At 71.3% G+C, this 26,607-nt stretch carries 26 protein-coding genes, 1 tRNA gene and 1 pseudogene; 9 read left to right on the top strand and 19 right to left on the bottom strand.

Annotated features, from left to right (window positions below):
* Positions 1–41: 41 nt before the first annotated feature.
* The 12 genes from FRAEUI1C_RS28950 to FRAEUI1C_RS28900 all read right to left on the bottom strand — a co-directional run bounded on the left by FRAEUI1C_RS28950 (position 42) and on the right by FRAEUI1C_RS28900 (position 9,590).
* Positions 42–1,871 (bottom strand): hypothetical protein, encoded by a 1,830-nt coding sequence (locus tag FRAEUI1C_RS28950; protein ID WP_013426929.1) that lies wholly within the window; start codon positions 1,869–1,871, stop codon positions 42–44.
* Between the two features lie 4 nt (positions 1,872–1,875).
* Positions 1,876–2,496 carry a hypothetical protein gene (locus tag FRAEUI1C_RS28945; protein WP_013426928.1) on the bottom strand — a complete coding sequence of 207 codons (621 nt, stop codon included), beginning with the start codon at positions 2,494–2,496 and terminating at the stop codon, positions 1,876–1,878.
* Between the two features lie 33 nt (positions 2,497–2,529).
* The gene (locus tag FRAEUI1C_RS28940) at positions 2,530–3,174 is read right to left on the bottom strand and encodes a lytic transglycosylase domain-containing protein (protein WP_013426927.1); all 645 of its coding nucleotides are present in this window, start codon (positions 3,172–3,174) and stop codon (positions 2,530–2,532) included.
* Entirely contained in the window at positions 3,171–4,484 is a 1,314-nt protein-coding gene (locus FRAEUI1C_RS28935) for a hypothetical protein (protein WP_041259706.1), read from the bottom strand. The genes FRAEUI1C_RS28940 and FRAEUI1C_RS28935 overlap by 4 nt, the downstream gene beginning before the upstream one ends.
* Before the next feature lie 143 nt (positions 4,485–4,627).
* Positions 4,628–4,921, bottom strand: a complete 294-nt coding sequence (locus FRAEUI1C_RS28930) for a hypothetical protein (protein ID WP_013426925.1) — start codon at positions 4,919–4,921, stop codon at positions 4,628–4,630.
* Positions 4,914–6,017, bottom strand: a complete 1,104-nt coding sequence (locus tag FRAEUI1C_RS28925; RefSeq protein WP_041259704.1) for a DUF2637 domain-containing protein — start codon at positions 6,015–6,017, stop codon at positions 4,914–4,916. The genes FRAEUI1C_RS28930 and FRAEUI1C_RS28925 overlap by 8 nt, the downstream gene beginning before the upstream one ends.
* The gene (locus FRAEUI1C_RS28920; protein WP_157735072.1) at positions 6,014–6,727 is read right to left on the bottom strand and encodes a hypothetical protein; all 714 of its coding nucleotides are present in this window, start codon (positions 6,725–6,727) and stop codon (positions 6,014–6,016) included. Before FRAEUI1C_RS28920 ends, FRAEUI1C_RS28925 begins: the two co-directional genes overlap by 4 nt.
* Before the next feature lie 50 nt (positions 6,728–6,777).
* Positions 6,778–7,404 (bottom strand): WhiB family transcriptional regulator, encoded by a 627-nt coding sequence (locus FRAEUI1C_RS36770; protein WP_013426922.1) that lies wholly within the window; start codon positions 7,402–7,404, stop codon positions 6,778–6,780.
* On the bottom strand, positions 7,401–7,664 hold the full coding sequence (locus FRAEUI1C_RS28910; RefSeq protein ID WP_013426921.1) for a helix-turn-helix domain-containing protein: 264 nt from the start codon (positions 7,662–7,664) through the stop codon (positions 7,401–7,403). Before FRAEUI1C_RS28910 ends, FRAEUI1C_RS36770 begins: the two co-directional genes overlap by 4 nt.
* A gap of 268 nt (positions 7,665–7,932) precedes the next feature.
* Complete coding sequence (locus FRAEUI1C_RS28905) at positions 7,933–8,235, bottom strand: hypothetical protein (RefSeq protein ID WP_013426919.1); 303 nt, start codon at positions 8,233–8,235, stop codon at positions 7,933–7,935.
* Positions 8,232–8,654 (bottom strand): hypothetical protein, encoded by a 423-nt coding sequence (locus FRAEUI1C_RS36765; protein ID WP_013426918.1) that lies wholly within the window; start codon positions 8,652–8,654, stop codon positions 8,232–8,234. The genes FRAEUI1C_RS28905 and FRAEUI1C_RS36765 overlap by 4 nt, the downstream gene beginning before the upstream one ends.
* A gap of 162 nt (positions 8,655–8,816) precedes the next feature.
* Entirely contained in the window at positions 8,817–9,590 is a 774-nt protein-coding gene (locus FRAEUI1C_RS28900; protein ID WP_013426917.1) for a GntR family transcriptional regulator, read from the bottom strand.
* 55 nt (positions 9,591–9,645) lie between these two features.
* On the opposite strand from FRAEUI1C_RS28900, the gene FRAEUI1C_RS28895 reads away from it, so the two are divergent.
* Entirely contained in the window at positions 9,646–10,080 is a 435-nt protein-coding gene (locus FRAEUI1C_RS28895) for an NUDIX hydrolase (RefSeq protein WP_013426916.1), read from the top strand.
* 43 nt (positions 10,081–10,123) lie between these two features.
* Here the strand turns inward: FRAEUI1C_RS28895 and FRAEUI1C_RS28890 are convergent, their stop codons facing one another.
* The 3 genes from FRAEUI1C_RS28890 to FRAEUI1C_RS28880 all read right to left on the bottom strand — a co-directional run bounded on the left by FRAEUI1C_RS28890 (position 10,124) and on the right by FRAEUI1C_RS28880 (position 15,731).
* The gene (locus FRAEUI1C_RS28890) at positions 10,124–10,324 is read right to left on the bottom strand and encodes a hypothetical protein (RefSeq protein ID WP_013426915.1); all 201 of its coding nucleotides are present in this window, start codon (positions 10,322–10,324) and stop codon (positions 10,124–10,126) included.
* A 252-nt stretch (positions 10,325–10,576) separates the two neighbouring features.
* On the bottom strand, positions 10,577–11,458 hold the full coding sequence (locus FRAEUI1C_RS28885; RefSeq protein WP_232425163.1) for a 1-aminocyclopropane-1-carboxylate deaminase/D-cysteine desulfhydrase: 882 nt from the start codon (positions 11,456–11,458) through the stop codon (positions 10,577–10,579).
* 421 nt (positions 11,459–11,879) lie between these two features.
* On the bottom strand, positions 11,880–15,731 hold the full coding sequence (locus FRAEUI1C_RS28880) for an NB-ARC domain-containing protein (RefSeq protein ID WP_013426913.1): 3,852 nt from the start codon (positions 15,729–15,731) through the stop codon (positions 11,880–11,882).
* 88 nt (positions 15,732–15,819) lie between these two features.
* On the opposite strand from FRAEUI1C_RS28880, the gene FRAEUI1C_RS39830 reads away from it, so the two are divergent.
* The gene (locus FRAEUI1C_RS39830) at positions 15,820–16,068 is read left to right on the top strand and encodes a hypothetical protein (RefSeq protein ID WP_013426912.1); all 249 of its coding nucleotides are present in this window, start codon (positions 15,820–15,822) and stop codon (positions 16,066–16,068) included.
* Positions 16,069–16,620: 552 nt separating this feature from the next.
* On the opposite strand, the gene FRAEUI1C_RS28875 is transcribed toward FRAEUI1C_RS39830, so the two are convergent.
* Together FRAEUI1C_RS28875 and FRAEUI1C_RS28870 are read right to left on the bottom strand one after the other, a co-directional pair.
* Positions 16,621–17,835: a tyrosine-type recombinase/integrase gene (locus FRAEUI1C_RS28875; RefSeq protein WP_013426911.1), complete on the bottom strand. Its 1,215-nt coding sequence runs from the start codon at positions 17,833–17,835 to the stop codon at positions 16,621–16,623.
* A 112-nt stretch (positions 17,836–17,947) separates the two neighbouring features.
* Positions 17,948–18,028, bottom strand: a tRNA-Leu gene (locus tag FRAEUI1C_RS28870).
* A 414-nt stretch (positions 18,029–18,442) separates the two neighbouring features.
* Here FRAEUI1C_RS28870 and FRAEUI1C_RS28865 point away from each other — a divergent pair.
* From FRAEUI1C_RS28865 to FRAEUI1C_RS28840, 6 genes and pseudogenes are all read left to right on the top strand, one after another.
* Positions 18,443–19,093, top strand: a complete 651-nt coding sequence (locus tag FRAEUI1C_RS28865; RefSeq protein ID WP_157735070.1) for a hypothetical protein — start codon at positions 18,443–18,445, stop codon at positions 19,091–19,093.
* Positions 19,094–19,703: 610 nt separating this feature from the next.
* Positions 19,704–20,516, top strand: a pseudogene (gene murI, locus FRAEUI1C_RS28860) (glutamate racemase); the annotation flags it as partial.
* A gap of 215 nt (positions 20,517–20,731) precedes the next feature.
* On the top strand, positions 20,732–21,478 hold the full coding sequence (locus FRAEUI1C_RS28855) for an MBL fold metallo-hydrolase (protein ID WP_013426908.1): 747 nt from the start codon (positions 20,732–20,734) through the stop codon (positions 21,476–21,478).
* A 42-nt stretch (positions 21,479–21,520) separates the two neighbouring features.
* Positions 21,521–22,273: a ribonuclease PH gene (rph, locus tag FRAEUI1C_RS28850; protein ID WP_013426907.1), complete on the top strand. Its 753-nt coding sequence runs from the start codon at positions 21,521–21,523 to the stop codon at positions 22,271–22,273.
* Positions 22,270–22,917: an RdgB/HAM1 family non-canonical purine NTP pyrophosphatase gene (rdgB, locus tag FRAEUI1C_RS28845; RefSeq protein ID WP_013426906.1), complete on the top strand. Its 648-nt coding sequence runs from the start codon at positions 22,270–22,272 to the stop codon at positions 22,915–22,917. Before rph ends, rdgB begins: the two co-directional genes overlap by 4 nt.
* A gap of 177 nt (positions 22,918–23,094) precedes the next feature.
* Positions 23,095–23,520 (top strand): RpiB/LacA/LacB family sugar-phosphate isomerase, encoded by a 426-nt coding sequence (locus FRAEUI1C_RS28840; protein WP_013426905.1) that lies wholly within the window; start codon positions 23,095–23,097, stop codon positions 23,518–23,520.
* 128 nt (positions 23,521–23,648) lie between these two features.
* On the opposite strand, the gene FRAEUI1C_RS28835 is transcribed toward FRAEUI1C_RS28840, so the two are convergent.
* Together FRAEUI1C_RS28835 and FRAEUI1C_RS28830 are read right to left on the bottom strand one after the other, a co-directional pair.
* A complete protein-coding gene (locus FRAEUI1C_RS28835; protein WP_013426904.1) occupies positions 23,649–24,434 on the bottom strand; it encodes a tyrosine-protein phosphatase in 786 nt (261 codons plus the stop codon).
* Between the two features lie 132 nt (positions 24,435–24,566).
* Positions 24,567–25,439 carry a NeuD/PglB/VioB family sugar acetyltransferase gene (locus tag FRAEUI1C_RS28830; protein WP_232425162.1) on the bottom strand — a complete coding sequence of 291 codons (873 nt, stop codon included), beginning with the start codon at positions 25,437–25,439 and terminating at the stop codon, positions 24,567–24,569.
* A gap of 195 nt (positions 25,440–25,634) precedes the next feature.
* Between FRAEUI1C_RS28830 and FRAEUI1C_RS28825 the strand changes: the two genes are divergently transcribed.
* Positions 25,635–26,606, top strand: a complete 972-nt coding sequence (locus FRAEUI1C_RS28825) for an NAD-dependent epimerase/dehydratase family protein (protein ID WP_013426902.1) — start codon at positions 25,635–25,637, stop codon at positions 26,604–26,606.
* Position 26,607 lies beyond the last annotated feature (1 nt).

Genomic DNA, 26,607 nt, shown 5'->3' with positions numbered 1-26,607 from the left:
GCGCGGGCCCGGCCGCGAGGCCGGGCCCGACGGGAACCCGGTCAGTCCTGCTTGTAGAAGTCCGTCCGCCCGGCGACGCCCGACGTGGAGGTGACCGCGTCCTCCATGAGCCGGTGTTGGTCGAGCGCGGTCAGCACGGCCCGCGCGTCCGTCGAGAGCCGCATCGCGGTCTCGAACGCGGCGGCCAGTTCCGTCCCGATCCGGTCGAGGTCGGCGCCCAGCTGCAGCGCGGTCTCCCTGGCCGCGGCGACGCCGGCCAGGACCGCCGCGTCGGGCAGTTCGGCGTTTCGGAAGTAGTTCTCCGACACCTCGATCTGGGCCGCGATCCCGCTGACGGCCTGGGCCTGGAGCTCACGGAAACGGGCCTGGGCCGGCTCAAGGTGGGTCGCCGCGATGTGGCCGCTGGCGTGGCTCTCCAGATCGGCGTAGTAGGCCCGGGCCTTGCTGAGGCTGGTCGTCTCGCCACTGAGGGTGGTCATGGCAGGTGCTCCTCCAAGGGATGAGGGGCCGGCCGCGATCGCGGCCGGGTCGTGCACCGGGCCCGCGGACGCGGGACCGGGGTTCGGGGGGGCGGTGTCGAGGTCGCCCTGGTCGGCGAGCCGGGTGCCGGTCTCGTCGGTCCGGTAGCCGTCCTGGTCGAGCCAGCCGGTGTAGCCGGCCTCCCGGTTGGCGAGGAAGCGGCGCGAGGGGCAGTCCGGGTCGTGGTCGCCCGACGTCGAGCTGGTCAGACGGCGTTCGCGGCCGGCGGCGGCGCACTCGGCGCAGGGCACCCCGGTTTGCCAGGTCGAGTCGCCCTTGACCTCCGCGTCGAGCACGTCGTAGGCCGACACCGCGCCGCCGTAGGTCGTGTTGAGCCACTGGGCGACGGCCTTCGCGCGCGCGTAGCCGGCCAGGTGCCGCCACGGCTTGGCCCAGGTCGCCTCGGCCGCCGCGACGATGGCGCGCTGCGCGTCCGGGGCGAGGTCCGCCCAGCCCACCGGCGCCCCGGGCGGCGGGGCCTGCCCGCTGGCGCCCTCGGCGCGGAAGAACTCCCCGACCGGGCAGCCGGGCGCGTGGTCGGCGGGGTTGGCGCTGATCGGCCGGCCACCGTAGAGGGCGCATTCCGCGCAGGGCACCCCGGTCCGCCAGGTCGGGTCCTGGCGGACCGCCTGCGCGGCGAGCACGTCGACGTCGGTGATCTCGACGCCGAAGCGGTCGCGGATCCAGCGGGCGACGGTGCCCGCCCGCTGGGCGTCGGTCAGCTCCTCCCACGCCTCGGCGTGCTCGTCGACGTCGTAGGTCCGGACCGTGGCCTGCTCGCCGGGGCTCAGGTCTGACCAGCACGTCGGCCAGCCGTCGATCACCTCGTCGTCGCCGGCGCCGGCCGGCTCCATGACCGGCGCCGCCTCGGTCTGCGGCTGCCCGGGTTGGGCCGGTCCGGGCGCGGCGCCGGCCGGTTCCGCTGGCGGGGTGCGTGGGGGCACGACGTGGGGTCGGCCCGTGGACCGGGGCCCGGGCTCGCCGGCGGCCGGCTGTCCCTCGCCGCCGCCGGTCGGCGCCGCTGGCCGCGGGCCGGGGGGCGCGGTCGGCGCTGGTCCGGCGGCCGGGTCACCGGGCCGGTCGAACGGCGCCCAGGGCTGCCAGGGGCCGCCGGCCTCGCGGCGGGCCCGGCCGTCGCGCCAGCTGCCCCGCCAGGTCGCGAGGAACGCCGCCCACCACCAGCCGAACAGGGCACCGAGGGTGCGGGCGGTCGGGGACGCGGGCAGCGCCGCGCCGCGCTGGCGGGGCTGCGGTTCGCGGCCGCGTAGCAGCGACCAGCTGTTACGCGCGGTGTCGGAGCTGGTCCGCCACAGCGTGTATCCGATAACCCACAGAAGGATCAAGGCTTCCATCGGGTCACCGGACCGAGAACAGGGTCTGCAGCGTCCAGGCCATGACCCCGCCGAGGACGTTCAGGACCGTGGTCAGGCTGGCGCCGGCGACCCCGGGGATGGCGTGGACCTGCGACGGCAGCATCAGCCCGACGGCGATCACGCCGACCATCCGGGCCGGGTAGCGGCTGCGGCCCCGGCCCAGCAGGTCCAGGCCGCTGCCGCCGCGCAGGTAGCCCCCGGCGCCGCGGGCGTAGCCGGCCGGGCCGGAGCGCACGCCGGCGAGCATCCGCTCGCGGACGCCGAGCAGCTTGCTGGTCGTCTCGGAGTCCAGCCGGATGTGCCAGAAGTAGTAGATCGCCAGCAGGACCGGGAGCGCGTAGGGCACCGCCCCGCCGGCGAGGTGCCCGGTCACGAGGTTGAGCAGGTCGGTGAGCCAGCCGGTCACGGCGTTGATCGACTGGTAGAGCCAGCCGTGGTTGAGGGCCGCGCCGGCGACGACCGCCAGGACCCCGGCGACCCGGGGCAGGACCTTCAGGGCGGCCAGGACGGTGATGAAGAACAGCGGGATCGCGGCGGAGACCGCGCCCGGGGACGGCAGGCCAAGCGCGTTGGCCGTCACCGGATCGAACGCCAGGGTGTGCATGTCAGGGCTCCTGTCAGGGGAAGGGGTGAGGCGTTAGAGGCGGGACGGGTCGGCGTAGCGGTCGGCCAAATTGGTGATGTGGGTGACGTAGGCGCGGGTCGAGGGGATGGCCGGTAGGCCGCCGGCGGCCTGGACCGCGCCGAAGCCGGCGTTGTAGCCGGCCAGCGCGAGCGCGGTGACGTTGCCGTGCAGCCGCCCGGTGGAGACACCGGCGCTGGCGGCGCCGGCGAGGTGGCACATGAAGTGGCCCTGGGCCTCGATGGCGTCGGGCGGGTCCAGCGGGGACGGCGGGCCGTTGTGGTTCGCGTCGGTCGCCCAGCTCGGCCAGGTGCGGGGCATGAACTGGGCGATCCCCTGCTCACCGGAGCTGCCGCGGGCGTTCGGGTTGAAGCCGGACTCCTGGGAGAGCTGGGCGGCGATCAGCGCCGGGCTGATCTGCGGGCAGAAGCTGCCCGCCCGCTCGACCCACGGCCGGTAGGCGGCCGGGACCGGAGCCCCGGCCGCCAGCGGCCCGCCAGCGGCTCCGCCGCCGGCGGCCAGCACGGGGATCAGCCCGCCGGAGACGGCGGCGGCCAGGACGAGCCCGATGGCGACCAGCGGATGGCGCCACCGCCAGGCCAGGTAGGCGCCGGCGAGCAGACCCACGGTCCAGCCGCCGCCGGCGGCGACGCCGTTCACCGCAGCACCAGCCAGACGATCAGGCCGAGCAGTCCGGCCACGCCGAGGCGGCCGGGGCGCTGCACGAGGCGGTCCACCAGGTCCAGGGCGCCGCAGACCCAGACCGCGAACAGCCAGAAGTAGGCCAGCCCCGCCAGCCGCAGCCAGCGGGAGTCCGGCTCACACCAGTCCCCGTCCTTGGCGTAGCGCTGAAGATCCGCCAGCGACGAGCGCGGCGCGTTCCACAGCGCCGGCACCGTCAGCACCGCCAGGTCCCCGAACGCCAACCCCGCCAGCCAGGCCAGCGTGTGCGTCCAGCCGGCCGCCTCGACCTCGTGCTCGCCCCCGTCGTCGTCGACGGCGGCGGCGATCCGCGGCGCCTCGACGAGTTCGCCGTGCCCCGCCATCTCCTCTCCGGCCCCGGCCGTTGCGCGGCCGCGCCGGCGCGGCCGGGGCCGGGTCTCGGTCGTGGTGTCTGTCCCGGCGTCCATCGCGGGCTCCTCTTCCTGGTCGTCGTCTCCTTCCTGGTCGGCCGTGGGTGGCAGGGGCGGCGTCCAGGCGGTGTCCTGCGGCTCGGACAGGCACCAGCGGCGCGCCGCCGCGTCCCACACCGCGTGCGCTTCCACCCGCGCCACATCCGCGCGGGCACCCGGGGTGCCTGGTAGGCACGGCGCCCAGCGGGGCTGCCCGGCCTCGGCCTGCGGGTCCGCCCGTCCGTCGCCCTGGGGGCTTGCAGGCCCGTGGTCCCGTGACGACGGGTCCACGGGCTCGCACCACCAGCCGAAGTCGGCGGCGGCGCTCTCGGTCGGGTCGACGCCGGTCCACGCGTCCTGGCCGCAGCCAGTGCCGCAGCGGCCCCGGCACGCCAGCCAGCGGCGGGCGCCCGTCGCCAGGCACACCGCCCACGAGCAGCGGGCGTCATGGCCGGCGCCGACCGGTACCGAGCAGTGGGGGCAGTTCTTCCGGATCAGCCGCCAGCGCAGGGCCTGGGGGTCCCAGTCGGCCTCCTGCAGCGCCCGGCCGGTGTCGGGGCTCGCGTCCGGGTCGTCCGGGCCGCAGCGCACCCACGACCCGCTCTCCCGGCCCTCGGCGTCGCGGTCGGTGAACCGGCCGTACCAGCCGAACTCGATGGCCTCGGCCGTCCCGTGGTCCGCGCCGGTCCACACGTCCTGGCCGCAACCCCCGCAGCGGTCGCCGCACATCAATCGCTGGTCGCCAGTAGTCAGGCAGGTCGCCCAGTCACACAGGTCCTCGTGCTCGCCCCCGACGGCGACCCCGCAGCCCGCGCAGGCCTCGGTGAACCAGCGGCCGAGCCGCTCACGCGCCGTCAACGCGGCCGGCGGCTTGACTGTCCGCCGGGCCTCGCGTATGCGCGTGCGTGCGCGTGGGGACGCGTGGTGACCCCCTCCAGCGGGCCCGCCGGCCGGCCCTCGACTGTCCGCCGGACGGTCCACCGGACGGTCACCCTCGGTGCTCATCGGCTGGCCTTCCTCGCCGGCCGGGCCGGCCGGGCCGGCCGCAGGGTTGCCTTGTGCAGCCGTCCGACGGCCTCGACCACCTGGCGGACCAGCTGGTCGACCTCGTGCTCGACGGCCGCGGGGTCGGCGTCGCTGGCCGCGCCGCGCAGGTAGTCGATGCTGATCAGCAGCCGGTCCGCCGGCCGGCGGGCCGTACCGAGACGGCGGGTGAACAGCTCCTTGCGACGGACCTGGCGCGACTCGACCCGGCTGAGGACGCGCGGTGGACGGCTGGCCCCTGGACTAGGCATCGGCCACCGCCAGGCCGCCAGCCGGCGCCAGCTGCGCCGGCACCGCTACGGGGGCAGCCTCGGGCTGCGCCGCGTCGTGCTGGGAGCGCAGCTCGCGCAGGATCTTCGAGCCGTAGTTGGTGGTGCCGAACATCCGGTCGAGGTCCGCACCACTGATCTCCACGCCCGCGTCGAGCTGGCTGCGCGCGTAGTCGGCCATCTTGGAGCGCTGCGAATCCCGTCGCGGTGACTCGACGCCGGACGACCGAGACACGCCCGCCCCGGTCGTCTCGGCGACGCGAGACGCGGGTGCCGCCTTCGGTCGAGACGAGACGTCTCGCGAGGGCCGAGACGAGACGTCTCGCTGCGGGCGAGACGCGGGGAGAGCTTTTGTCTCGGCGCGACGCGACAGCGCGGGCGTCTCGTCTCGCTCGCTGGCGGCGAGAAGTCGGGGCGCCGCCGCCAGGTCCTGGAGAGCCGGCGGCTCGATCTCGCCAGGGGTGAGCTGATCGACGGCGGCGACCAGCCGGGCCAGTGCCTCGCGGGTCGCCGGGGCGGCGGCCGGGTTCGTCGCCGCCAGCACGGTGCGCCGCCACTGGGACAGCTCGTGGAACGGGTCGAGCAGCACCCGGATCAGGCGCAGCTCCGGGACCCGCTCCCGCGGCGCCCGGGTCGGGAGATCCCCGCGCCGCCGCTTGATCCGCTTGCGGATCGCGCCGAGCGCCAGCTCGAACGCGATCGCCGAGACGAGCACCGGCGCGACCGCGACGACGACCGTCGTCACGTCGTGGCTGTGCCACCAGGCGTACAGCCCGTTCGACCCCAGCGAGAGGCAGACCGCGAGCGCCATCCCAAGACGCACGCCGAGTGCCGTCTCGCCTTCCAGCGACGCGTCCAGCGCGATGAGGCCGAGACCGATCGGTAGCCCGTCGACGACCAGCGGGAGCACCGGGCCGATGAAGCCGAGCTCTTGGGCGAACTGCTTCTGGTCGTAGAACGACCAGATCGCGCCGCCGATCCAGACCAGGGCGATCACGGCCAGGCCGATCGTCGCCGACGACGACACCTGCCCCTTGGCCACGCCGTCCGCCTCGGACCCTCCATGCTGGCGGCTCACCGCAGCCACCCCGCTCCGAGCAGCGCGCCGGTGACCGCCAGCACGACCGGACCGACGGCGGCGCGGACCTCCGCGCGCCGAACCTGCGCCGGCCGGTCGAACAGCGCGGCCGCGACCAGCAGCAGCCGCCCGGCCGCGTACGCGGCCAACGCGACCGGCACGCTGCGGGCCGGGTCACCGGCCGCGTACATCCAGCGGTACCCGACCCACGCGCCCGCGCCCGGGGGCTTCTCTCCCGGCCAGCGCACCAGCACGTAGAGCGCGACCGAGGCGGCGACCCCGTACGCGCTGACCATGCCGAGTTCCGCGAGCACCCGGCCGACCAGCCGGCGCCACCAGGCGACCCGCCACGCCGCCGCGACCGGCCCGTCCGGCGCCGTCAGGCAGGACGAGCCGCCGCAGTGCCAGCCCGCGCAGCCATCCGCCTTCCACCGCCAGCCGGCCACCCCGGCCTCGGCGGCCCACGCTCCGAGTTCCTCGAGCGCGTCGGCCAGGACCCCGCGGGCCTGGGCCTGCGGGGCGGTCACCAGCAGTCGCAGCCGGACCACATCCGACCTGGTCGCCATGATCAGCACCCGGGACCGGTCCGGCGAGGTGACCGTCAGCGCGCCGCGCTCGCTGGCGCCCTCGATGGTGGCGTCGTCCAGGTCCCACGCCTTCGCCAGCGCGACCACCAGGTCCCACGGGTCGCCGGCCGCTGGCAGCTCCACCGACATAGCGAGCCCCGGGCCGTACACCGGCGCCGACGCGGCCGGGGCCGTCACGCCGCACCCGCCAGCGACGGGCCGGCCGGGACGGGGGCAGGCGATGGACTCGGGGTCGGGGTAGCGGTCTGCGCGGCCTCGCTGGCGCGGGTCTCCAGTCGCAGCCGCCAGCGGGCCATGTCCGGCGACGCCCCGGACTCGCCGGCCGCGCGCTCCGCGGCCGCCAGGCGCCCGAGCGTCGTCCGGTGGGCCTTCTGCGCGGCCGCCATCTCGCCAGCGGGCGCGTTCGCCGCAGTGCTCAGCGCGAGCGCGACCGTCGTGTCGGCGCTCTCGGCGACGGCGGCCGCCAGGGTCCGCAGCGCGCGGGTCGCGTCCAGCTTGCCGACGGCCTCCCGACGACCGGCCAGCTCCGTCAGAGACAGGTGCCAGTCGGCGACCATCGCCCGGTAGACGGTGATGGTCCGCGCGAGCAGCTCCAGGTCGTCTTCGCCAATACCGGCGCGGATACCGCCCGGGTGCAGTCCGGAGGACAGCTCGTCGGCGAGGCAGTCACGCCGCACCGGGCACGACGCGCAGATCGTGCGGGCCCGGCCAGGGTGCCGATGGTCGGCGGTGAACAGGTCGGGGTCGGCCGTACGGCACGCCGCACGGTGCTGCCAGTGAGGGGACAGGGCGGTGCTCAACTGGCACCACCCTGCGAGGCGGCCTGGTCGGCCTGCGCCAAGACGCCAGTGACGAAGGAACGCGGCACGCGGTAGGCCCGGCCGATCTTCACGAACGGCATCTCGCCGCTGTGGATCGCGCGGCGGATCGTCATTTCCGAAACCCGCAGAGCCTTGGCCGCCTCTGGCACGGTCATCAGGGGGTGCTCGCTCGGGCCGTCTGCGCCTTGCGTGATCGCGATGGCTCGGCCTGAGCCGACCCCGACCGTCACGGCGCTCATCGGGCGCCGCCCTGACCTGCTGGTGTGACGACCGGCGTGGATGTCGGGGCGGTCCGGGGGAGGGGGCGGCAGAAGTAGGTCTGGTGAGTGCCTAGCAACTGGCGGGCCTCGGCCGGGGTCTTGACCTCGTCCGAGACGGCGCCACAGTCACCACAGGTGTAGTGCGCCATGATGGAAGCTCCTTGCTGTCCCAGCTGGGTGGTGAGGGGCTGGGGCGCGGCGACTCTTCTTGGCGGTTGGGACGCCGCGCCCCAGGTCGACGATCAAGTTATGAAGCGGCCGAAAGGCTCACCGCCCCATTGCTGGTCTCCGCCTCGGCGACGCCAGCTGCGGCACGCTGATCGAGTAGCTCGTTCAGCGCTGCCAGCTCGGCCTCCAAGCGCGGCAGCTCCCGCGCCCACCAGAGGCGGTCCTCGTCGTCGGGAGCCGTCGGCCCCGCGAGAACCTGACGGGCGCATTCGAGATGCGTCAGGACGCGCTCCCGCTTCGTGGCCAGGTCGATGCCCAGGTGAGCGAGGGCTGCGATCTCGCGACGGGCCTGATCCAGCTCGGATGGCGTCGTCACGCTCATCGGGCAGCCCGCCGGCCGCTGGCAGTCGACGGCTCGGCGATGCCCAGGTGCGACAGGCACCCAGCCGCGCGGTCGAGCGTCCGGCCGAGCGTCTCGGCCAACGGGCCCGCCTCGGCCAACGTCATCAGCGCGTCCGCCAGAGTGTTCTGCCCCTGGCCTCGGCTGCGTGGGCGCCTGTCGTCGTAGAGACCCGGGTGTTCCGCTAGCAGCTCGTCCGCGATCGCCGCCACCTGGCGCAACGCCTGCGTCACCCCGTAGGCCGCCGCGCTGAGCGGGCGGATCGTGCTCTCGAACTCCGACGGGTAGGTAAACCCCCCATCGCTCGCGATCGTCAGATGGTTGATCCGGCGGATCGCCTCAGCCGCCTCTCGGGCGAGGGCAATCGTCTCGGGCCCGTCGTCCGCATGCGAGCGCCTCACCGGTCGTCGTCCTGCAGGTCGAGGTAGTGGGCAATGTGGACGATCGGCATGTGACGGTGCCCCTCTGAGCGCTCTGGTGGAGGGAGAGCGATTGGTCTAGTCGTCCACTCGCCTAGACCACTATGACTGGTACAGAACCAGTTGGCAACGGGCTTGCAGAGACTAGCGTGCGGGAAGTTCGTACGACAGCACGTAGCGATCAGCGGCTAGTACCGTGTCGCAAACCTCCACGGCCGTACCAGACTCGGCGAATGCCGTCCTGACCAGCCCAATGACCGGCGTACCTGGGACTAGCCGCAGGGCGCGGCGCTCCTCGTCAGTCGGCATGCGCGCGGTGACTTCCTCGGAGAACCGTCCGAGGCGGTGACCTTGCTCTTCGATCCGCGCGTAGATCCCACCCGGACCCGTCTGGGCCTCGGTCATCGCCGTACCTTCGGCGATCCCCCACGGGACGTACGACGTCGCAGTCTCCATTGGCTCGCCGTCCGCTAGATACATCCGCCGACGGATGAGCACCGTCCCGCCCTCGTCCAGGCCGAGTCGGGCTGCCACGTCGGCCGGCGCCGGGCCGGGGCCAACGTACAGAACCTGCACGTCGGGCCGACGCCCTTCCGCCTCCAGCTCGACGAGGTAGGCGGCCTTGCCCCGGTCACGGTGTTGCCGCGCGAATCGATCACTTGCCAGTCGGCGGACGGGCGGACGACGGCGTACGAACGCACCTCGGCCGTGCTCGACAGTCACGAGGCCCTCGGAGCGAAGCAGCGCGATCGCCTCCCGGATCGTGCCCCTTGCCGTCCCGTAGGCATCCATGAGGGCGCGCTCACTCGGGAGCTTGGCACCCGGTGGGAGCTCTCCGGACTCGATCTCATCACGCAGACGATCCGCGATCTGCCGGAAGGCGGCGCGGTCGCTTGCCGGGTCGATGCCCAGGCTCACGGACCCTCCTACACTGGTCCAGTCCAGTGGACCACTGTACATCGGAGGATCACTTATGAGCCCCGCGCCGCGTCACTCCGTCAGTGTCGGCGCCGCCGTCGTAAACGCCGACGGGCAGATCCTCACGATTCAGCGCCGTGACAACGCTCACTGGGAACTCCCTGGCGGCGTCCTTGAGCTGGACGAGGACATCCACCATGGCCTACGCCGCGAAGTCGAAGAAGAGACCGGATATCAGGTCCAACCCGAGGCCCTTACAGGCGTCTACAAGAACATGCTGATTGGCGTCGTCGCGCTTGTGTTCCGATGCCGCATCATCGGAGGTGTAGCGCGTACGAGCGATGAGTCCACTGCCGTTCGGTGGATGAGCCCCGTCGAGGTCGAGAATCACATGGACCAGGCATACGCTGTCCGTCTCCTCGACGCCCTTCGTGACGGACCACCCGCTATTCGTTCCCACGACGGTCACGTCCTCATCGTCACCGGATAAAAGTTTGCGAATCGGCCGCCGACGCTGCGACCGGCCCAAGCAGTCAGATTTTCGGAGTCTCGTCCACGCCAGGTTGCGGCGAGGTCATTTCTAGATACGGCGTGTAGCAGGTCTCGGCATGCACCCAGTCTCGATATCCCTGCTGATACTCTTCGGGCACCTTGCTTATCAAGGCGTCCACTTCGATCAAGTCCCCGCACCAGCCGCAGACCGACCGTCCATTGGCGCGGATCTTGACCTGCATGGCGCTCCCTTGTGTTGGTCGCAACGAGACCGCTCGTCGGAACTCCCTGCACGCAAGTGCCACCGCCCAGCTTGGCCGCGCAGGCGCCCTCGGACATCGACAGGCCGAGTCGTGAACACGCCCGGCCGCGCCGCGCCATCGACTAGGCGTGGGACGCCGCTACGGGCAAGGACTTCAAGGTTACCAGCGGCGCCTGGAAGTTGACATAGGTCGACGGATCGGTGTCCGCGCGGACTGCCCGTGAGTACCACCTCAAGGTTTGACAACGTCCTCGCATCGGCCGGTGATGACTGCGACGACAGTCGAGCCGGCGGGAATCCGCCCATCCGCAACCATGGCGAAGAGGCCGTACATCATCTTCGCGACATATACCCAGTCCAGGACCAGACCGTGCCGCTCGGCGAAGTCGTCGATGAAGGCGTCCAACACCGGCGTGCGACGGGCATAGCCGCCAAAGTGGAACTCCTCGACCACGCGCCAGTTCGAGGTTCCGTGGCCGAACCCGGTGCGCTGGAGTGTCGTGACCTCCTCCGCGAGGAAGCCGCCTCCCTTGAGGACCGAGACCCCGATCGCCCGCCGGACCGGATCGAGGCCGGCGGCCAGGCCTGCGAGGGTGCCGCCTGTCCCGACTGGGCACACCACTACGTCGACCTCGGGAACCTGAGCGACGAGCTCGGCGGCGAGTTCGGCGCAGCCGCGGACGGCGAGCTCGTTGCTGCCGCCCTCGGGGAGGAGGTAGAAGGGACCGAACTCGGCCGCCAGTTCGGCGACCAGGCCGGGGTCCCGCTTGGCCCGGTAGCGAGTCCGATCGAGGTAGGTCAGCCGCATCCCGTGCTGGACGGTCGCGCGGGCGAGAACCGGGTTGAGCGGCAGATGCTCCTCGCCTCGAATCACGCCGACCGTCCGGAAGCCGAAGAGCGAGCCGGCGGCCGCGGTCGCGGCGATGTGGTTCGAGTACGCCCCACCAAAGGTCAACAGCGTGTCGGAGCCCTGCTCCGACGCAGATGTCAGGTTGCCGGCCAGCTTCCGCCATTTGTTGCCTGGAATGTCGGGGTGGATCAGATCGTCGCGCTTGAGTAGCAGCCGAACCGAAGGCGTTCGGTCGTCGAACAGCTGAGCTACCGGCGAAGGCACCTGAGGCACCAGCTTGAGCTCTCCGGAGGGTCGGACCACCCATCCAGCGTGCCACCCAGCCCGACCGGTGGCCTGGGCACGCGGCAGTGTTGTGGCTGCCGAGTCGACCAATCCGACCTTGCTTCTTGGGACGACGAGAGGCCAACCATCCACCGCCGGGTAGACGGCCGACGACTCGGCGTCGCGCAGTCCGGCGGCAGCGTCTACCCCAAGCCGACCGGGGCCGTCTGCCTGCGCGCCGTCGAACCTCTGCCGAGCGACTTCTGACCCGCTCCACGAATTGCAGGACCAGGAGGGTTGGGTCTGATGTCTCTGCGGCGGGAGTCAGGATCGCAGGAGGGTCGGTCTCGGTCGCCTCAGCGAGCCGGCCGATCAGTATGGCGTCTACCAGCAGGTGCAGGATGCTGCGGGTGCCTGCTGGTCAGGGCCACCAGCGCAGACAGTCGATCAACGATGCGCCGGCTCGGGCGCCATTGACGCCGGTCGCAATACTCGCCATCACCACGTCGACAACCGCCGACCTGCTCGCCAAGGAGCCGGCGGTGAGGGCTTGGGTGAGGATCTCCGTTTGCTGGTCGGCGGGCAGGTGTGGCACCAGCCTAGTCAACGCCCGAGCCCGCAAGTCTGGGTCGTCGATGGCGGCTGCGGCGGTGAGGGCTTGGGTGAGGATCTCCGTTTGCTGGTCGGCGGGCAGGTGTGGCACCAGCCCAGTCAACGCCCGAGCCCGCGCGGCTGGGTGGTCGATGGCGGCCGCGGAAGTCAGAGCTTGGGCGATCTGATCGGCGGGCAGGTGCTGTGCCAGCTCCACCAGCGCTTCCGCCCGCAAGTCTGGGTCGTCGATGGCGGCTGCGGCGGTGAGGGCTTGGGTGAGGATCTCCGTTTGCTGGTCGGCGGGCAGGTGTGGCACCAACCCGGTCAACGCCCGCGTCCGCCATCCCGGGTGGTCGGTGGCGGCTGCGGCGGCCACCGCCTGGACGAGCTGATGAGCAGACAGGTGCGGCGCCAGCCCTACCAACGCCACAGTCCGAGCATGCAGGAACCGCATGGCAGCGGCATTTGTCAGTGCTTGGTCGCGTTGGTTGGTGGGCAGGTGCGGCGCCAGCTCCACCAACGCCTCCGCCCGCGAATGTGGGTCGTCGATGGCGGTCGCGGCGGTGAGGGCTTGGGTGAGGATCTCCGCTTGCTGGTCGGCGGGCAGGTGCGGCACCAGCCCGGTCAACGCGTCGGCCCGAGACTCTGGGTCGTCGATGGCGGTCGCGGCGGTGAGGGCTTGGGTGAGGATCGCCGTTTGCTGCTCGGCGGGCAGGTGAGGTACCAGCCTGGTCAACGCCACCGACCGGAAGTGCGGGTCGCCGATTGTGGAGGCAGTCAGGGCATGGCCGATCTGCTCGGCGGACATATGCGGTGCCAGCCCCGCTAGCGCCACCGCGCGTAAGTGCGGGAGTTGAATCGCGGCGGCGGCGGCTAGGGCCTGGGAAAGCTGGTCGGTGGAGAGGTACGGCGCCAGCTCCGCCAACACCTCGGCCCGAAAATCCGGCTCGTTGACCGCGGCACCGGCGGCAACAGCCTTAGTAAGGACCTCTGCCCGGCGGTCGGCGGGCAAGCGCGGTGCCAGATCCATCAAGGCCTGCGCCTGGTAGTAGGGGTCGTCGATGGCGGCCGCTGCGGCCAGCGCTTTGATGAGCTGATCGGCAGACAGGTGTGGTGCCAGCCTGGCCAACGCTGCCACCCGAATGTCAGGGCTGGTGATAAATTCTGCAGTGGCCAGGATCTGAGTGACGATTTCTGCCTGCTGGTCTGCAGGCAGGTACGGAACCAGATCCGCTAAAGCGGCCGCCCGGAAGTCTGAGTCGCCGATGGCGACCGTGGCGGTCTGGGCTTGGTTGACGATTTCAGCCTGCTGGTCAGCGGGCGCGTGGGGTACAAGTGTGGTCAGCGCCGCCGCCCGGAATACTGCGTCGAGGGTAGTCGCGGCGGCCACGGCCTGGGCGACGATCTCTGCCTGTTGGTCAGCCGGCACGTGGGGGACAAATTCGGTCAGGGCGCGCGCCCTGTGGAACGGGTCACCGATGCCAGCGCAGGCATCGGTTATAGCGTGAACTAGCTGATCGGCAGGCAAGTGCGGTGCGAGTCTGGTTAACGCGTCCGCCCGAACTTCCGGGTGGTTGATGGTTGTCGCGGCTGCGAGAGCCTGAGTGAGGGTATCTGCCCGCTGATCGGCGGGCAGATATTGTACTAGCGCCACCAACGCTTGCACACGAGCGTGCGACGGTTGAATAGCAGCCGCAATGGTTAGGGCTTCAGTGATTTGGTGGGCAGATAGGTACGACGCCAGATCTACTAACGCCTCGGCCTGAGCGATTGGGTCGTCCATGGCCATCGCGGTTGTCAGAGCTTGGCTGAGGATCTCATCCTGCTGATTTTCTGGCAAGTGGCGTGCGAGCCTGGCCAACGACTGGGCTTTGTATCGTGCGTTCGAAGTTGCGCGAGCATAGGCGAGGGCACGTCTCGGTGGCCAGAGGCGCTCCTCCACCAAGCGAACGAGAAGGTCTGGTGGGATTCTCGCAGCGAGGCTGGTGACCGAGCCGATGATCAGGGCGTAGAGGATTCGGCGTTGGAGGCCACCCTGATCGGTGGTGGAGCCGGTGCCCGCGTTGCGCCAGGCGGCGCGAATATCGGCGAGATAGCTGTCGGTGACGTCAAGGTCTTCATGGACGGTGTACCAGACGTTACCGGCATGGTTGCCGCAGAGGGGCCACTGCACCGTCAGAACAGCATCGGCGGTATCCGATTCACCGGCAGCCAGCAGGTGGAATATCAAGCTGTCGACCGCGTACAGGTCGGCATCGCTCAGAGCGGCCACGTCGTGTAACACTGGTAGCGCGGAGGGGAGGCCCCCCCAACGGTCGAGGAAGGCGTGTGCGAGCTTGCCGTGCAACAGGGCAAGCCGGTCGGTGCCCAGACTGCGGCGGGCATACTGGAATAGCAGGTCGTGAAGCGTAAACGTCTCACCGTCACGAGCGATCTCTACTAGGCTGCGGCGGCCGAGCAGGTTCAGCAAGTCGTCGCCATCCAGGCGATCAAGCTGGGCCGTCGCCTGCCAAAGCTCGATTGCGGCCGTTATAGGCACCGCCCCTCGCCCCTCGAAGACTGCCAGTTCGAGGAACCGCAATGCCTCCGTCTCGGCGAGTGTGTTCACCGAAACGTCGAGCGCTGCCAGCAAATCCAGATGTGGGTAGTCGGGAAACTGGCCCGCCAACCGGTCTAGGTCGGCACGACGCAGCCGTTCGGCGACTGTCGCCCACCGCCGGCCTTCCCCAACCATGCCGCCGACCAACGCCAACGCCAACGCCAGGCCGCCGCAGCCAGCGATCACTTCGTCGGAGACTGCGGGTAGTTCTTTCGGCTCGAATCCGGCATAGCGGGCCAGCATGTCTCGGGCCGTCTGCTCGTCGAGTCGCACCACCGGGTAAACCATACTATCCGTGAACAGAGCATCGCGGCTACGAGTGGTAACCAGAAGGCGGCTTGTCGCGGGAACCGGCAGCGCACGCAGCACTTCGACCCCCCACACATTGTCCAACACGATCAGACAGGCTGCCCCGGCCAGCAGCGTCCGCAGCCGCGCTGATCCCTCGGCCGTTTCCACCACCGGGGTCGGCGATCCGAATGCCGACAGCACCGTCGACAGCACGCTGGCGATGTCCGGGTCGGGGTTGACCTCCACCCACACGACCCCGTCCGGAAACGCCGAACGAACCTGATCGTCACTCACTACCGCGCGGGCGAGCGTTGACTTTCCCGCCCCTCCCATCCCGACCAGGCCCACCACCGGTCCATTGGTCCGGCTCGTCACCAGGTGCCGCACGTTGGCGAGATCCATCTCGCGAGGAACGAATCGGCCGGGAAGCGCTGGCAGCCAGTCATGGGACGGCTTCGAACGTCGCTCAGGCATCCCGTCCCGCTGCGGCCAGATGACTTCCCGGACGCCCACGCCTGTGGGTGCTTCCGAGCCCTCTGCGCCGGCCATGAACACCGGGTTCGCTGGATAAGACTTGAGGGCGGCCCTACACAACGCTTCGCGGCCACCGCGCAGGGCTCCGTTCTCCATCAGTCCTGAGACGGCCCACCAGAAGGCGAGCGCGCTATGCGTTCCCCATGACGGATGCAGCTGCACGGGCAGGCCCGCGTCCGCCAGTACCTGTCCCGCCGAAACCGGATCCCTGTACGCCCTGGCGAACGCCGGGACCTCGACGTCTGACAGACCGCGCACGACGCAGCCACCCCGTTCCCCGTAGCCATCGCGAGCCGCCGCACTGCGTACTCACACGCAAATCCTGCCACCAGTTGGACCGCGACCGATGACAGCCACCAGCGGGGGGCGGCCGGCCTACGCCGGTGTGATGCTGTCCGGCCTTGCCGACGCACCAACGCTCTGCGCGCCCTTCGTCGTATGGCGCCTGATCCGTGACCTCGCCGGCGAACCGACGGCGGGAGGGGAGAACGGGCCGGACGGTCACGCTTCGGTGCGCACGCAGCTGACCGCATCGGAAGGCTCCGTGACGCCTTTAGGAAGGAAGGTGCAGCCGATAGTGGCAGCGATGATCTAGCGGGCGGCGCTGCCGGTCTTCGGCCCTCTGGCCAACCATCCTCCGCGACCCCGAGACTCTCACAGTCGGTAGTTGTGCGCCCGGCCTTGTTTCCTCTTTCTTGCCGTGCCGTGGTCGAGCGACGCGAACTATCCTCCGCAACCTCCGCAAGACGCTGAATAGTGGCGCTGAGCTGCGCAGATGCTTGCAGAGGATAGGTCCGGGGAACCTCTGCGGAACCTCCGCGTCGTCGGCCGCAGCCTCGGCAACGTCTGCCTCCTCGGTGGGCTGCGGAGGTTGAACCTCGGCGTTGCGGGGGTTCCAAATTGGGAACCTCTGCAACGAAAACCGTTGCCGTACAGGCACTTTCGGCGTCTTGCAGAGGTTGCGGAGGATGGTTGGCAGTGGTTGGTAGACGCGAGAACGAAAACGCAAAGTCGCGGAGCTTCGAGGCCGCGCATCGCCTGAGTTGAGCGCCCGAACTGAGCGCCGTTGGTAGCTTTCTGTGACAGGCCTTTGGCGCGATTACCCAAGGGAGGCGCCCGCTGGTCGATCGCCCGTCGCGTGGGTTGATCAGGCCGGAGCCGATGGCCTGGGGGGCAGGGCTGCCGTCAGGATGGCAGCGGCGCGGCGGTCGGCTTCGGTGGTGCGGTGGGCGTAGACGCGCAGGGTGGTGGCGCCGCCGCTGCCGTGGCCGAGGCGACCGGCGGTGGTGCGGAGGTCGACGCCGGCGGCCAGGAGCTGGGTGGCGTTGTAGTGGCGCAGCGACTTGATCGTGGCCTTCACTCCGGCAGCCTTCGCGACCTCGGCGACCCGGTGGGTGGCCGAATCCGGGTTCCAGGGCTTGCTGTGGGCGGGGTCATGGGAGAAGACGAAGGCATCGTCGGCCAGGGTGACGTCGACCTTGGCGAGCGCGCCCGCGATCCGGTCGTGTTCCTCCTGGAGCAGTTGGCAGGTGACCTCGTCGAGCGCGAGGGTTCGTTTCTGATGGGTCTTGGTGGCCTTGTGGAGCTTGTTGCCGCCGCGGACGGCGTAGTTCTGTGCGACCCGCATGGTTCCGGCGGTGAGGTCGAGGTTGTTCCAGCGGAGCTCGCACAGCTCGCCGCGCCGCGCGCCGGCGGTGACCGCCAGCCAGAGGAACAGCGCCAGCGGCGGGTCCAGCTCCCAAGCCTTGGTCACGATCGCCGCGACATCCGTCGGCGAAGGCGGGTCGGGTTCGACAGCGTGCGCCCGGGGGAGCTTGGCGTTCTCGGCCGGGCTTTCGTCGACCCACTCCCAACGGACCGCGGCCGCGAACGCGCCGGACACGACGGCGTGGATCTGGCGGATCGTGCTGACCGCCAACGGTTCACACACGTGCCCCGGCCGGCCCTTGCCGTTGCACAACTTCCGGCAGACCCGCAGGCGGGCGTAGAGGGTTTCGAGCGTGCGCGTCCGGATCTCGCGCACCGTCTTCTTGCCGATCGTCGGCACGATGTTGCGCCGGGCGTAGCCGGCGTACATGTGCCTTGTCGTCGGCTCGATGTCGGCTGTCGCGAGGTATTCGTCGACCAGGCGCTCGACGGTGGCGTTCCGCTCGGGTCGCCGGCCGGCGCCGGCCTTGGCGAGCAGCCGGGCCCGCGCGGCGACGACGTCCTCGGCGCGCTTGACGGTCTCCTTGAGGTAGATCGGCTTGCCGGTCACATCGTCGCGGCCGGCGAAGACGACGACCCGCAGCGAGCCGCTCGGCAGCCGCTCGACGTGCCCCTCGGTCGACGACGCAGCGTCGTCGGCACGCTCCTTGACCATGAGCGGACGGTAGCTGATCCAAGGCCCTGTATTCCACGACGTATTCCACGTGGATCTTCTGCCGGCGCCGCCACAGCCTGCGTGATGCTCAAAACACCTGGTAGATCGACAGTGCGGGAGGGGGGACTTGAACCCCCACGCCCTAGGGCGGCAGATCCTAAGTCTGCTGCGTCTGCCATTCCGCCACTCCCGCGTAGCACCAGGGTATCGATCGATGGGAGGTGTGCGGCCTGGTGGGGCGAGGCGGAGCCCAGTCGAGGCCGCCGTCGGGGTGATACCGGACGGTGACGTTAGGTCACCTCAATGGTTGGCGGCGGCGTGGCGCGGAAGTCTGGTGGCTTCGCAGTGGTCCGAGGTCGGTGTGACACGCTCCCAGGAGCAACGCGGCTGGCAGCCTGCGCGTCAGAGGGACCGTAAGGCCGAGGGGGCGACGCCGGGCCAGGCCATCCGGGGCGAGGCTCGGCAATTAGGGGCAGCAACCTGTATCGGCGGCCGTCGGTACGGCAGGCGGCGGAACCGCGCTGGCGGGCCGGGAGGCGCGATGATCTTCCCACCTCGCGGCTGCGGCGACTCGTGGCCCGGTAATCCGTGGAGGGAGAGCAATCCGGTGAGGCGAGCGGGTGAGGCCGGGGGGCTGCTCGACGGCGAGATGATGGCCAGCCTGTTCCCGGACCGGCGGGTGGTCCGGGTGGAGTTGGACGGCAGGCTCGTCGACGCTGTGTTCCACCTGGCTGCCGAGGAGCACGCCCGGCGGGTCCGGGTTGGGCTGGGAGCGATGTGCTACCCACGGCTGCTGCGCCGGCTCGCCGACCTTTCGAACGGCATGGCCCCGCTGGACCCGGGGTTGCTGGCCGAGACGAGCCTGCTGCCGGACGGTGTGGTCGAGTGGTCGGGCCTGCGCGGCCCGGTCCTGCTGCTGGAGCCTCCGCTGGTGCTGGACGCGGTTGTCGTGCCGGCTGTCGGGCGGGCGCAGACGCGCCATGTGCGGGTCGCCGACCGGTTCGCCCCGTACGCGCCTCGCTGGGTCATCAGCGGGGACCAGCGGGTGGACGCCGCCGTTCTCGTCGCGGCCTCGGTGGGCGGTGTCGGTCTGGTCGCGCGGTGGCCCGAACCGGAGGTCATCGCCTCGGCTGCTCCGGCGACCGGGCGGACGCTGCCGGGTCAGGCCTGGCTGCTCGCCGAGCAGGCCTACGGCGCCTGGCTCGCGGCGGGTGCGCGCTCCGGCGGCCGCGCGGACATCGAAGCGGCGACGGTCTGATCCGTTCCAACCCGGGCGGGCCCTTCGCGTCGGCGAATCGACGCGAAGGCGGGCGGCCTGCGCGAACCAGGATGAGGGATGCGACTGGGGTGCCACGGTCCGGGGACGGATGGATCGGCCCGGACACCTCAGCCGCGTCCTCAACCTACCTGCTCGATCGCTGTTAGTCACTGATCGATTACAGGCAGTTCCCAGACTACACCGCGAGGTCAGAACTTGCCGGGCGACACACCGTTATGGTCACCATATCGGCACGCAAGGGAACATCGGCGGTGATGTCACCCCGCGCGGGTGACCGTGGACCCTGCGTGTCGTAGTCACCTTCCTGGAGCTGCCTGGATGTCGTGCCCGGAGTCCACGAGGCTGGGCCGCAGCGGGTTTGCGCCCCGATGTCGCCGCCTCGATGGCACGACCTGATTCGCCGAACCAGCAGCATTTCTCGGCTCGTCAGCGTGAGATGTCAGGCGACGTGCGCATCATCACGAGCAGCGCATACCGTGGCAAGACCAGGCACTCCCGGACGTCTCGCCCGGATGCCCGCGGTTCGACAATGCGCTCGTGACGACACCCACAGGGTGTCCATGGGGTTTCCGGCTTAGTCTTTGCCCTCATGAGCGACGCGCCGATAGGGGTGTTCGACAGCGGCGTCGGCGGTCTGACGGTGGCCAGGGCCATCCTCGACCAGTTGCCGCACGAGCCCTTGCTGTATTTCGGCGATACCGCGCACGCGCCGTACGGCCCGCGCCCTATCGCCGAGGTCCGCCGGCTTGCGCTCGACGCGATGGACACACTCGTCGCCGAGGGCGTGAAGCTCCTGGTGATCGCCTGCAACACGGCGAGCGCCGCCTGCCTGCGCGATGCCCGCGAGCGTTACGACGTTCCGGTGGTCGAGGTCGTGCTGCCGGCGGCCCGCCGGGCGGTGGCCGCGACCCGCAGTGGCCGGGTCGGGGTCATCGGCACCGTCGCGACGATCACTAGCCGGGCCTATGACGACGCGGTGGCCGCGGCCCCCGATGTGACGCTCACCAGCGTCTCCTGTCCCGCGTTCGTCGACTTCGTCGAGCGGGGAACGACCGCCGGCCGTCAGCTGCTCGGCCTGGCCGAGGCATACCTCGCGCCGCTGCAGGAGGCGGACGTCGACACCCTGATCCTGGGATGTACGCATTATCCGTTGCTGACCGGGGTTATTGGGCTCGTGATGGGGGAAAGTGTCACCCTGGTGAGCAGCGCCGAGGAGACCGCAAAGGACACCTACCGGGTGTTGGCCCGTGGTGGTCTGTTTCGCGATCCCGAACTCCCGCCACCGGTTCATCGGTTTCTCGCCACCGGCGACCCGCGCTCGTTCACCAGGATCGGCCGCAGGTTCCTCGGGCCCGAGCTGGCGGCCGTCCTGCCGGCTCAGCCCAGCGGCGAGCGCGCGGCGACCGGGTCACCGGCCACTGTCGGTCCCACGGCCGCGGGCGTGCGCACGACGCTTCCCGCCGGCGGAGGCGCGGCGGCGGGGTCGGCCGATCGCGCCGGCACCAGTGGCGCGCAAGCGCCTTTGCCCCTGAGCATGGCGGTGGGCACGCGGGAACGGGACGGGGGCGGCGACAACGTGACGACGGCGGTCATGGCGACGGCTGAGGCGGTGCGCCAGTGAAACTGACGATCCTGGGCTGCTCCGGTACCTACCCCGGGCCCACCTCCGCATGTTCGTCCTACCTGGTCGAGTCCGACGACTTCCGGCTCGTCGTCGACGCGGGCAACGGCTCGCTCGGCGAACTGCAGCGGCACTGCGACCTGCGGGACGTGGATGCCGTCCTGCTCAGTCACCTGCATGGCGACCACTGCCTCGACCTCGTCGTGCAGAGCTACGCCCGGCGCTACCACCCGCAGGGCACCCCGCCGAAGCTGCCGGTCTACGGCCCGATCAACACCCGCGAGCGGATCTGCGGCGCCTTCGAGCGCTGGCCGGAGGACTCGCTGGCCGACATCTACGACTTCCAGACGATCGGGCCCGGCCGGGTGCACATCGGCCCGTTCCTCATCGACCTGGCCCGGGTCGCCCACCCGGTCGAGGCCTACGGCGTGCGGATCAGCGCGGACGGCAAGGTGCTCACCTACTCGGGCGACACCGGCCCGTGCGACAAGCTCGTCCGCCTCGCCAAGGACAGCGACCTGTTCCTGTGCGAGGCCGCGTTCCTCGACCACGAGAGCAACCCGCCCGACCTGCACCTCACCGGACGAGAGGCCGGCCTGCACGCCGAGGCCGCCGGCGTCGGCCAGCTGGTCCTCACCCACCTCGTCCCCTGGGGCGACGCCATCCGCAGCGAGGCCGAGGCCACCGCCGCCTACAACGGCAAACTGACCGTCGCCACCCCAGGCGCCTCCTTCGAGGTGTAATCCGCGCCCTGGGCTGTCGGGGCGCGACGATAAAGTCCTGGCGTGACTCGACATGACGGCAGGGCGGCCGACCAGCTCCGGGACGTGACGATCGTCCGGGGGTGGCAGGATCAGGCGGAGGGGTCCGCGCTGATCAACTTCGGGCGGACCAGGGTGCTGTGCGCGGCCTCGGTGACCGAAGGGGTCCCGCGCTGGCGCAAGGGCAGCGGGCTGGGCTGGGTGACGGCCGAGTACTCGATGCTGCCGCGCGCGACCAACACCCGCAACGACCGCGAGTCCGTGAAGGGCCGGATCGGCGGGCGCACGCATGAGATCTCCCGGCTGATCGGGCGTAGCCTGCGCGCCTGCATCGACCTCAAGCAGCTCGGCGAGAACACGATCGCGATCGACTGCGACGTGCTGCTCGCCGACGGCGGCACCCGGACGGCGGCGATCACCGGCGCCTACGTGGCGCTCGCCGACGCCTGCGGCTGGCTCGGCCGGCCCAAGGCGATCAGCGGCGGGGTCAGCGCCGTCAGCGTCGGCGTCGTCGGCGGTGTCCCGATGCTCGACCTCGCGTACGTCGAGGACTCGGCGGCCGACACCGACATGAACGTCGTCTGCACGGACACCGGCTCGTTCGTCGAGGTCCAGGGCACCGCGGAGGGCGTGGTGTTCGACCGCGCGATGCTCGACCAGCTGCTCGACCTGGCCGTCGCCGGCTGCGCCCAGCTCGCCAAGGCGCAGGCCGACGCGCTCGCGGGCCCGCCGCCGGCCGGCCCGCCCCAGCCGGCCAGCCGTGGCGGCGGCAAGTGACCGCGGCCGTGGGGGCACCGGCGCGGCTGGTGCTGGCCAGCCGCAACGAGGCCAAGCTCGTCGAGCTGCGCCGGATTCTGGCGGCGGCGGGTCTCGCGGTCGAGTTGGTCGGGCTGCCGGACGGTCCCGAGGTGCCCGAGACGGGCCGTACCTTCGCCGAGAACGCGCTGATCAAGGCCAGGGACGCGGCGGCGACGACCGGTCTGCCGGCCGTCGCGGACGACTCGGGGCTCGCCGTCGAGGAGCTGAACGGCATGCCCGGCGTCCGCTCGGCCCGCTGGGCCGGCAGTCCGCCCGGTCGGCCCCGGGCCGAGAAGGACGCGGCGAACAACGCCCTGCTGCTCGCCCAGCTCGACGACGTTCCCGTCGAGCGGCGGGGCGCGGCCTTCGTCTGCGCCGCGGCGTTCGTCGACCCGCGCGGCACCGAGCACGTGGTCCACGGCGAGCTGCGCGGCCGGCTGCTGGCCGCGCCGCGCGGCGCGGGCGGTTTCGGCTACGACCCGCTTTTCCGCCCCGATGGCGAGACCCGGACCAGCGCCGAGTTGACCGCCCAGGAGAAGGACGCCATCAGCCACCGCGGCCAGGCCTTCCGCGCCCTCGCCGCCGTGCTCCCCGAGCTGTTGGGCGCCGGCGCCGGTCGCTAGCCGGCGCCGCCGGACTTCTCGCCCACGGGCGCCCTACGGTTCGGTTTCCGATGGTAGGCGACTGTTAAAATTGGGCGACAGCGGTCGGGGTGGTGCCGCGGGGGCTGGCGGGGTTTCGCCACGCGGCCTATTGCCCTCGACCAGGTCGACGGGTGAGGGAAAGGTGCGGCGAGACCGGTGACTGCCGGGAATTTCAAGGTGATTTTTGGTGCGGACGACACCAATGAGTGCGTGGCCGCGGTGCGGGAGTATCTGCGGGCGAACTACGAGACCACGGTCGTCGATCCGACCAGCTGGCCGGAGCTTTCCGAAATGGTGGCCCGTGGCGTCGCCGCGGGCGAGTACCGTTTCGGCGTGCTGATGTGCTGGACGGGGACGGGCACGGCGATGGCGGCGAACAAGGTCCCCGGTGTGCGGGCCGCTCAGGCCTGGGAGCCGTGGATCGCGACCAACGCGCGCCTCTGGAACGATGCGAACGTCCTCACGATGAGTCTGAAGAGAACGGCCCCCGAGGTCGCGCTCGACTGTTTGCGGGCATTTCTCGCGGTAGCGGACCCGGATCCCGAGGAGCTATCGCAGATCGAAAAGGTCCGGGGCCGGTAGATTTCCCGCCGAACCGTGTTTGGCCGGCGCGCGGCGTGAGTCATTCCCGGTAGCGCGGAAATCGTGCGGACCGCGCCCTTACGGAATGATTCGAGGGAAGTGCGCGAGCCGGGCGCCAGCCGGGACGGTCAATCCGCGGCAGTGGCGACGAGACGGCCGCGCAGCGCGGTGATGGACTCGTCGGGAAGTCCGGCCTGGCGGGCCCAGCCCGCGGCGTCGCCCCACGTCTGATCGATCCGCTCGAGAACCCCGGCCATCACCTCGGGGCGGACCCGCAGCTGGTCGACGTCCGCGCGGGTACGGATCCCGCGCTCGTAGGACGGCAGCGCGGCCAGGCGGGTCTCGATGAGGTGGATCCGGTCGTTGGTGGCGAGGTAGTCCTCGATGATCGCCTCGCGCTCGACGCCGACGATGGAGAGCACCACCGCGGCGAGCACGCCGGTCCGGTCCTTGCCCGCCGCGCAGTGGAACAGCGTCGGGCCGCTGGCCTCGTCCGCGATCAGGCCGATGGCCGTGGTGACCGAGTCGCCCGCCAGCCGCAGGTAGTCCAGGTAGTGCTCGACCCGGTCGTCGCTGGTGCGGATGCGGATCAGCGCGAGCGCCGCCTCCTCCTCCGCGGCGATCTCGGCCGGCATGAGCCAGCGGGTCCGCAGGAAGGACAGGTTGTGGTACGCGATCGGCTCGTCGCCCAGCGGGCCGCGGCCCTCCCGGGTCGCCTCCTCGGGGGTGCGCAGGTCGAGGATCGTCCGCAGGCCGTAGTCGTCGCGGAGCCGGAGCACGTCGGCCGGGCTCAGATGCTGCAGGGTGTCGCTGCGCAGCAGCACCCCGTACTGGGTCTGGCCGCCATCCACGGTGGGCAGCCCACCCAGATCGCGGACGTTGTCGCAACCGTCGAGCTCGTACCAGCGATCCACAAGCCCGATGCTAAGCGGCGGTCCGGGTCGGGCGCCTGGATTCCGCCGTTCGGGTGACCTGGGACCGCGACTGTTCACCTGGCCCACCCGAGGCCCGCCGCGACGCCCCGGATTTCGCGAAGTGCCTCGGGCTCAGGCGATTTCCGCCTGATGGACCGGCCGGGGCGACTCGGGCCGGGACCGCTCGTGGCGTGGCTGCTCGTGGCGTGGCGGGGGCGGCCAGGTCGGCGGGCGGACGTCATCGGGTGGCAGGTCGGCGAGGTCGGCCGCGTCCACCTCGGCCAGGCCGTGCGCGAGCGTGCGCCCGCCCCGGGTGCCGGCCGCGATCGGGCGCGCCGGGACACCGGCGACGACCAGCTCGGGCGCGACGTCGTCGACGACGACCGCGCCGGCCCCGACCACGGCGCCCGCGCCCACCCGGCGTTGCCGCACGACGGTCGCCTGGCTGCCGACCCAGGCGCGCGCGCCGATGTCCGCGCCGCCGGCGACCCGGGCTCCTGGCGCGACGGTCGCGTAGTCACCCAGGCGGCAGTCGTGCGCGACGCTGGAACCGACGTCGACGAGCACGTGCCGGCCGGTGGCGATGTTCGTCGTCAGGCTGGCCAGGGCGCAGACCACGGTGCCGGGGCCGAGCTTGACGTCGCCGCCGAGGTTGGCCCGCGGGTGAACGAGCGTCGCCGGCCGCCGGCCGGCGGCGCTGGCGTAGCGGTCGATGCGGGCCCGGGCCCCGGCGGAGCCGACGCCGATCAGGTAGTCGGCGTCGAGGGTGGCCAGCAGGTCGAGGCCGCCGAGCAGGCTGGCGCCCCGGCGGGCCAGCAGGTCGGCGTCCGCGCTGTTGTCCTCGCGGGGCGCGGCGTCTGGCTGGTCGTCGAGGAAACCGAGGAAGCGGTAGGCCGGCGCGTCCGGGGCGATGGCGTTGACGGCCTCGACGACGTCGAGCAGCTCGCGGCCGTATCCGCCGGTCCCCACGATGACTAGCTGCCGACGGTGGCGGCGTGTTGACACACCGTGACCGTAGAACGGCGAGCCGGGGAGTTCAACGGCAGCGGCTCCGTGATGTCGAGGCGCCGTGGTCGGGCCGGGAGTGCCGGGCGTGTCGGCGCCGGTGCTTCCGTGTCGCTTGCCGACGGTGACGAGATGTGGAAGGGGCGGCAAGCATACTACGTTGAGCGCCTGACTGATTTCGAAGGGTGATGATCGATGAAGGTCGTGGTGACCGGTGGAGCCGGCTTCCTCGGTTCCCATCTGACCAGAGAACTGCTCGTGGCCGGCTGCGACGTCGTCGTCGTCGACGACCTGAGCACCGGCGCCGTCTCGAACCTGTCGGGCCTGCCGATCAAGCTGATGGTGGGCAGCGTGACCAATCGTGCCCTGCTCGAGGAGGCCGCGGCCGGCGCCGACAGCATCGTCCACCTCGCCGCCCGTCCCAGCGTCGAGCGATCGCTGCTCGACCCGATGGCCAGCCACGACGTCAACGTCACCGGCACGCTGACCGTGCTCGACGTCGCCCAGCGGGCCGAGGCGCACGTGATCGTCACGTCGAGTGCCGCGGTCTACGGCGACGCCGGTCCGCTGCCACGCCGGGAGGACGGCCCGGTGGCCCCGCGCAGCCCGTACGCGGCCAGCAAGCTCGCCGCGGAGGCTTACGCGCTCGGGTTCCAGGCGAGCTTCGGGCTGCCGGTGCTCGTCGCGCGGCTGTTCACCGTGTTCGGCCCGTTCCAGTCGGTCGGTCACGCCTACACGGCCGTCATCCCGGCCTTCATCGACGCGGCGCTCGCGGGCCGGCCGCTCACCGTCCACGGCGACGGCCGCCAGACCAGGGACGTCGGCTACGTCGAGCCGATCGCGGCGATGCTCGCCGACGCGACCACCCGCCGGCTCGCGCATCCGCGCCCGGTCAACCTGGCCTTCGGCGCCCGGGTCGAGCTGCTCACGCTGGTGGCGGCGCTGGAGGACATCCTCGGCTACCAGCTGCCGGTCGCGTTCGGGCCGGGCCGGGCCGGCGACGTGCGCGATCAGCAGGCCGACCCGACGACGGCCCGGACGCTGTTCCCGCAGGCCGCCCCTGGGGACCTGGCCACCGCGTTGGACGCGACGGTCGCCTGGTACGCCGCCCGCGGCGGCTACCCGCTGGCCGCCCCCCGCCCACCAGCCGCCCAGCTGCCCTCGTAAC

It is taken from the genome of Pseudofrankia inefficax, from assembly GCF_000166135.1.
In the GTDB taxonomy this organism is placed as follows: Bacteria; Actinomycetota; Actinomycetes; order Frankiales; family Frankiaceae; genus Pseudofrankia; species Pseudofrankia inefficax.
The sequence above is the reverse complement of the archived record's forward strand: the minus strand, read 5'-3'. Positions and strand labels throughout refer to the sequence as shown.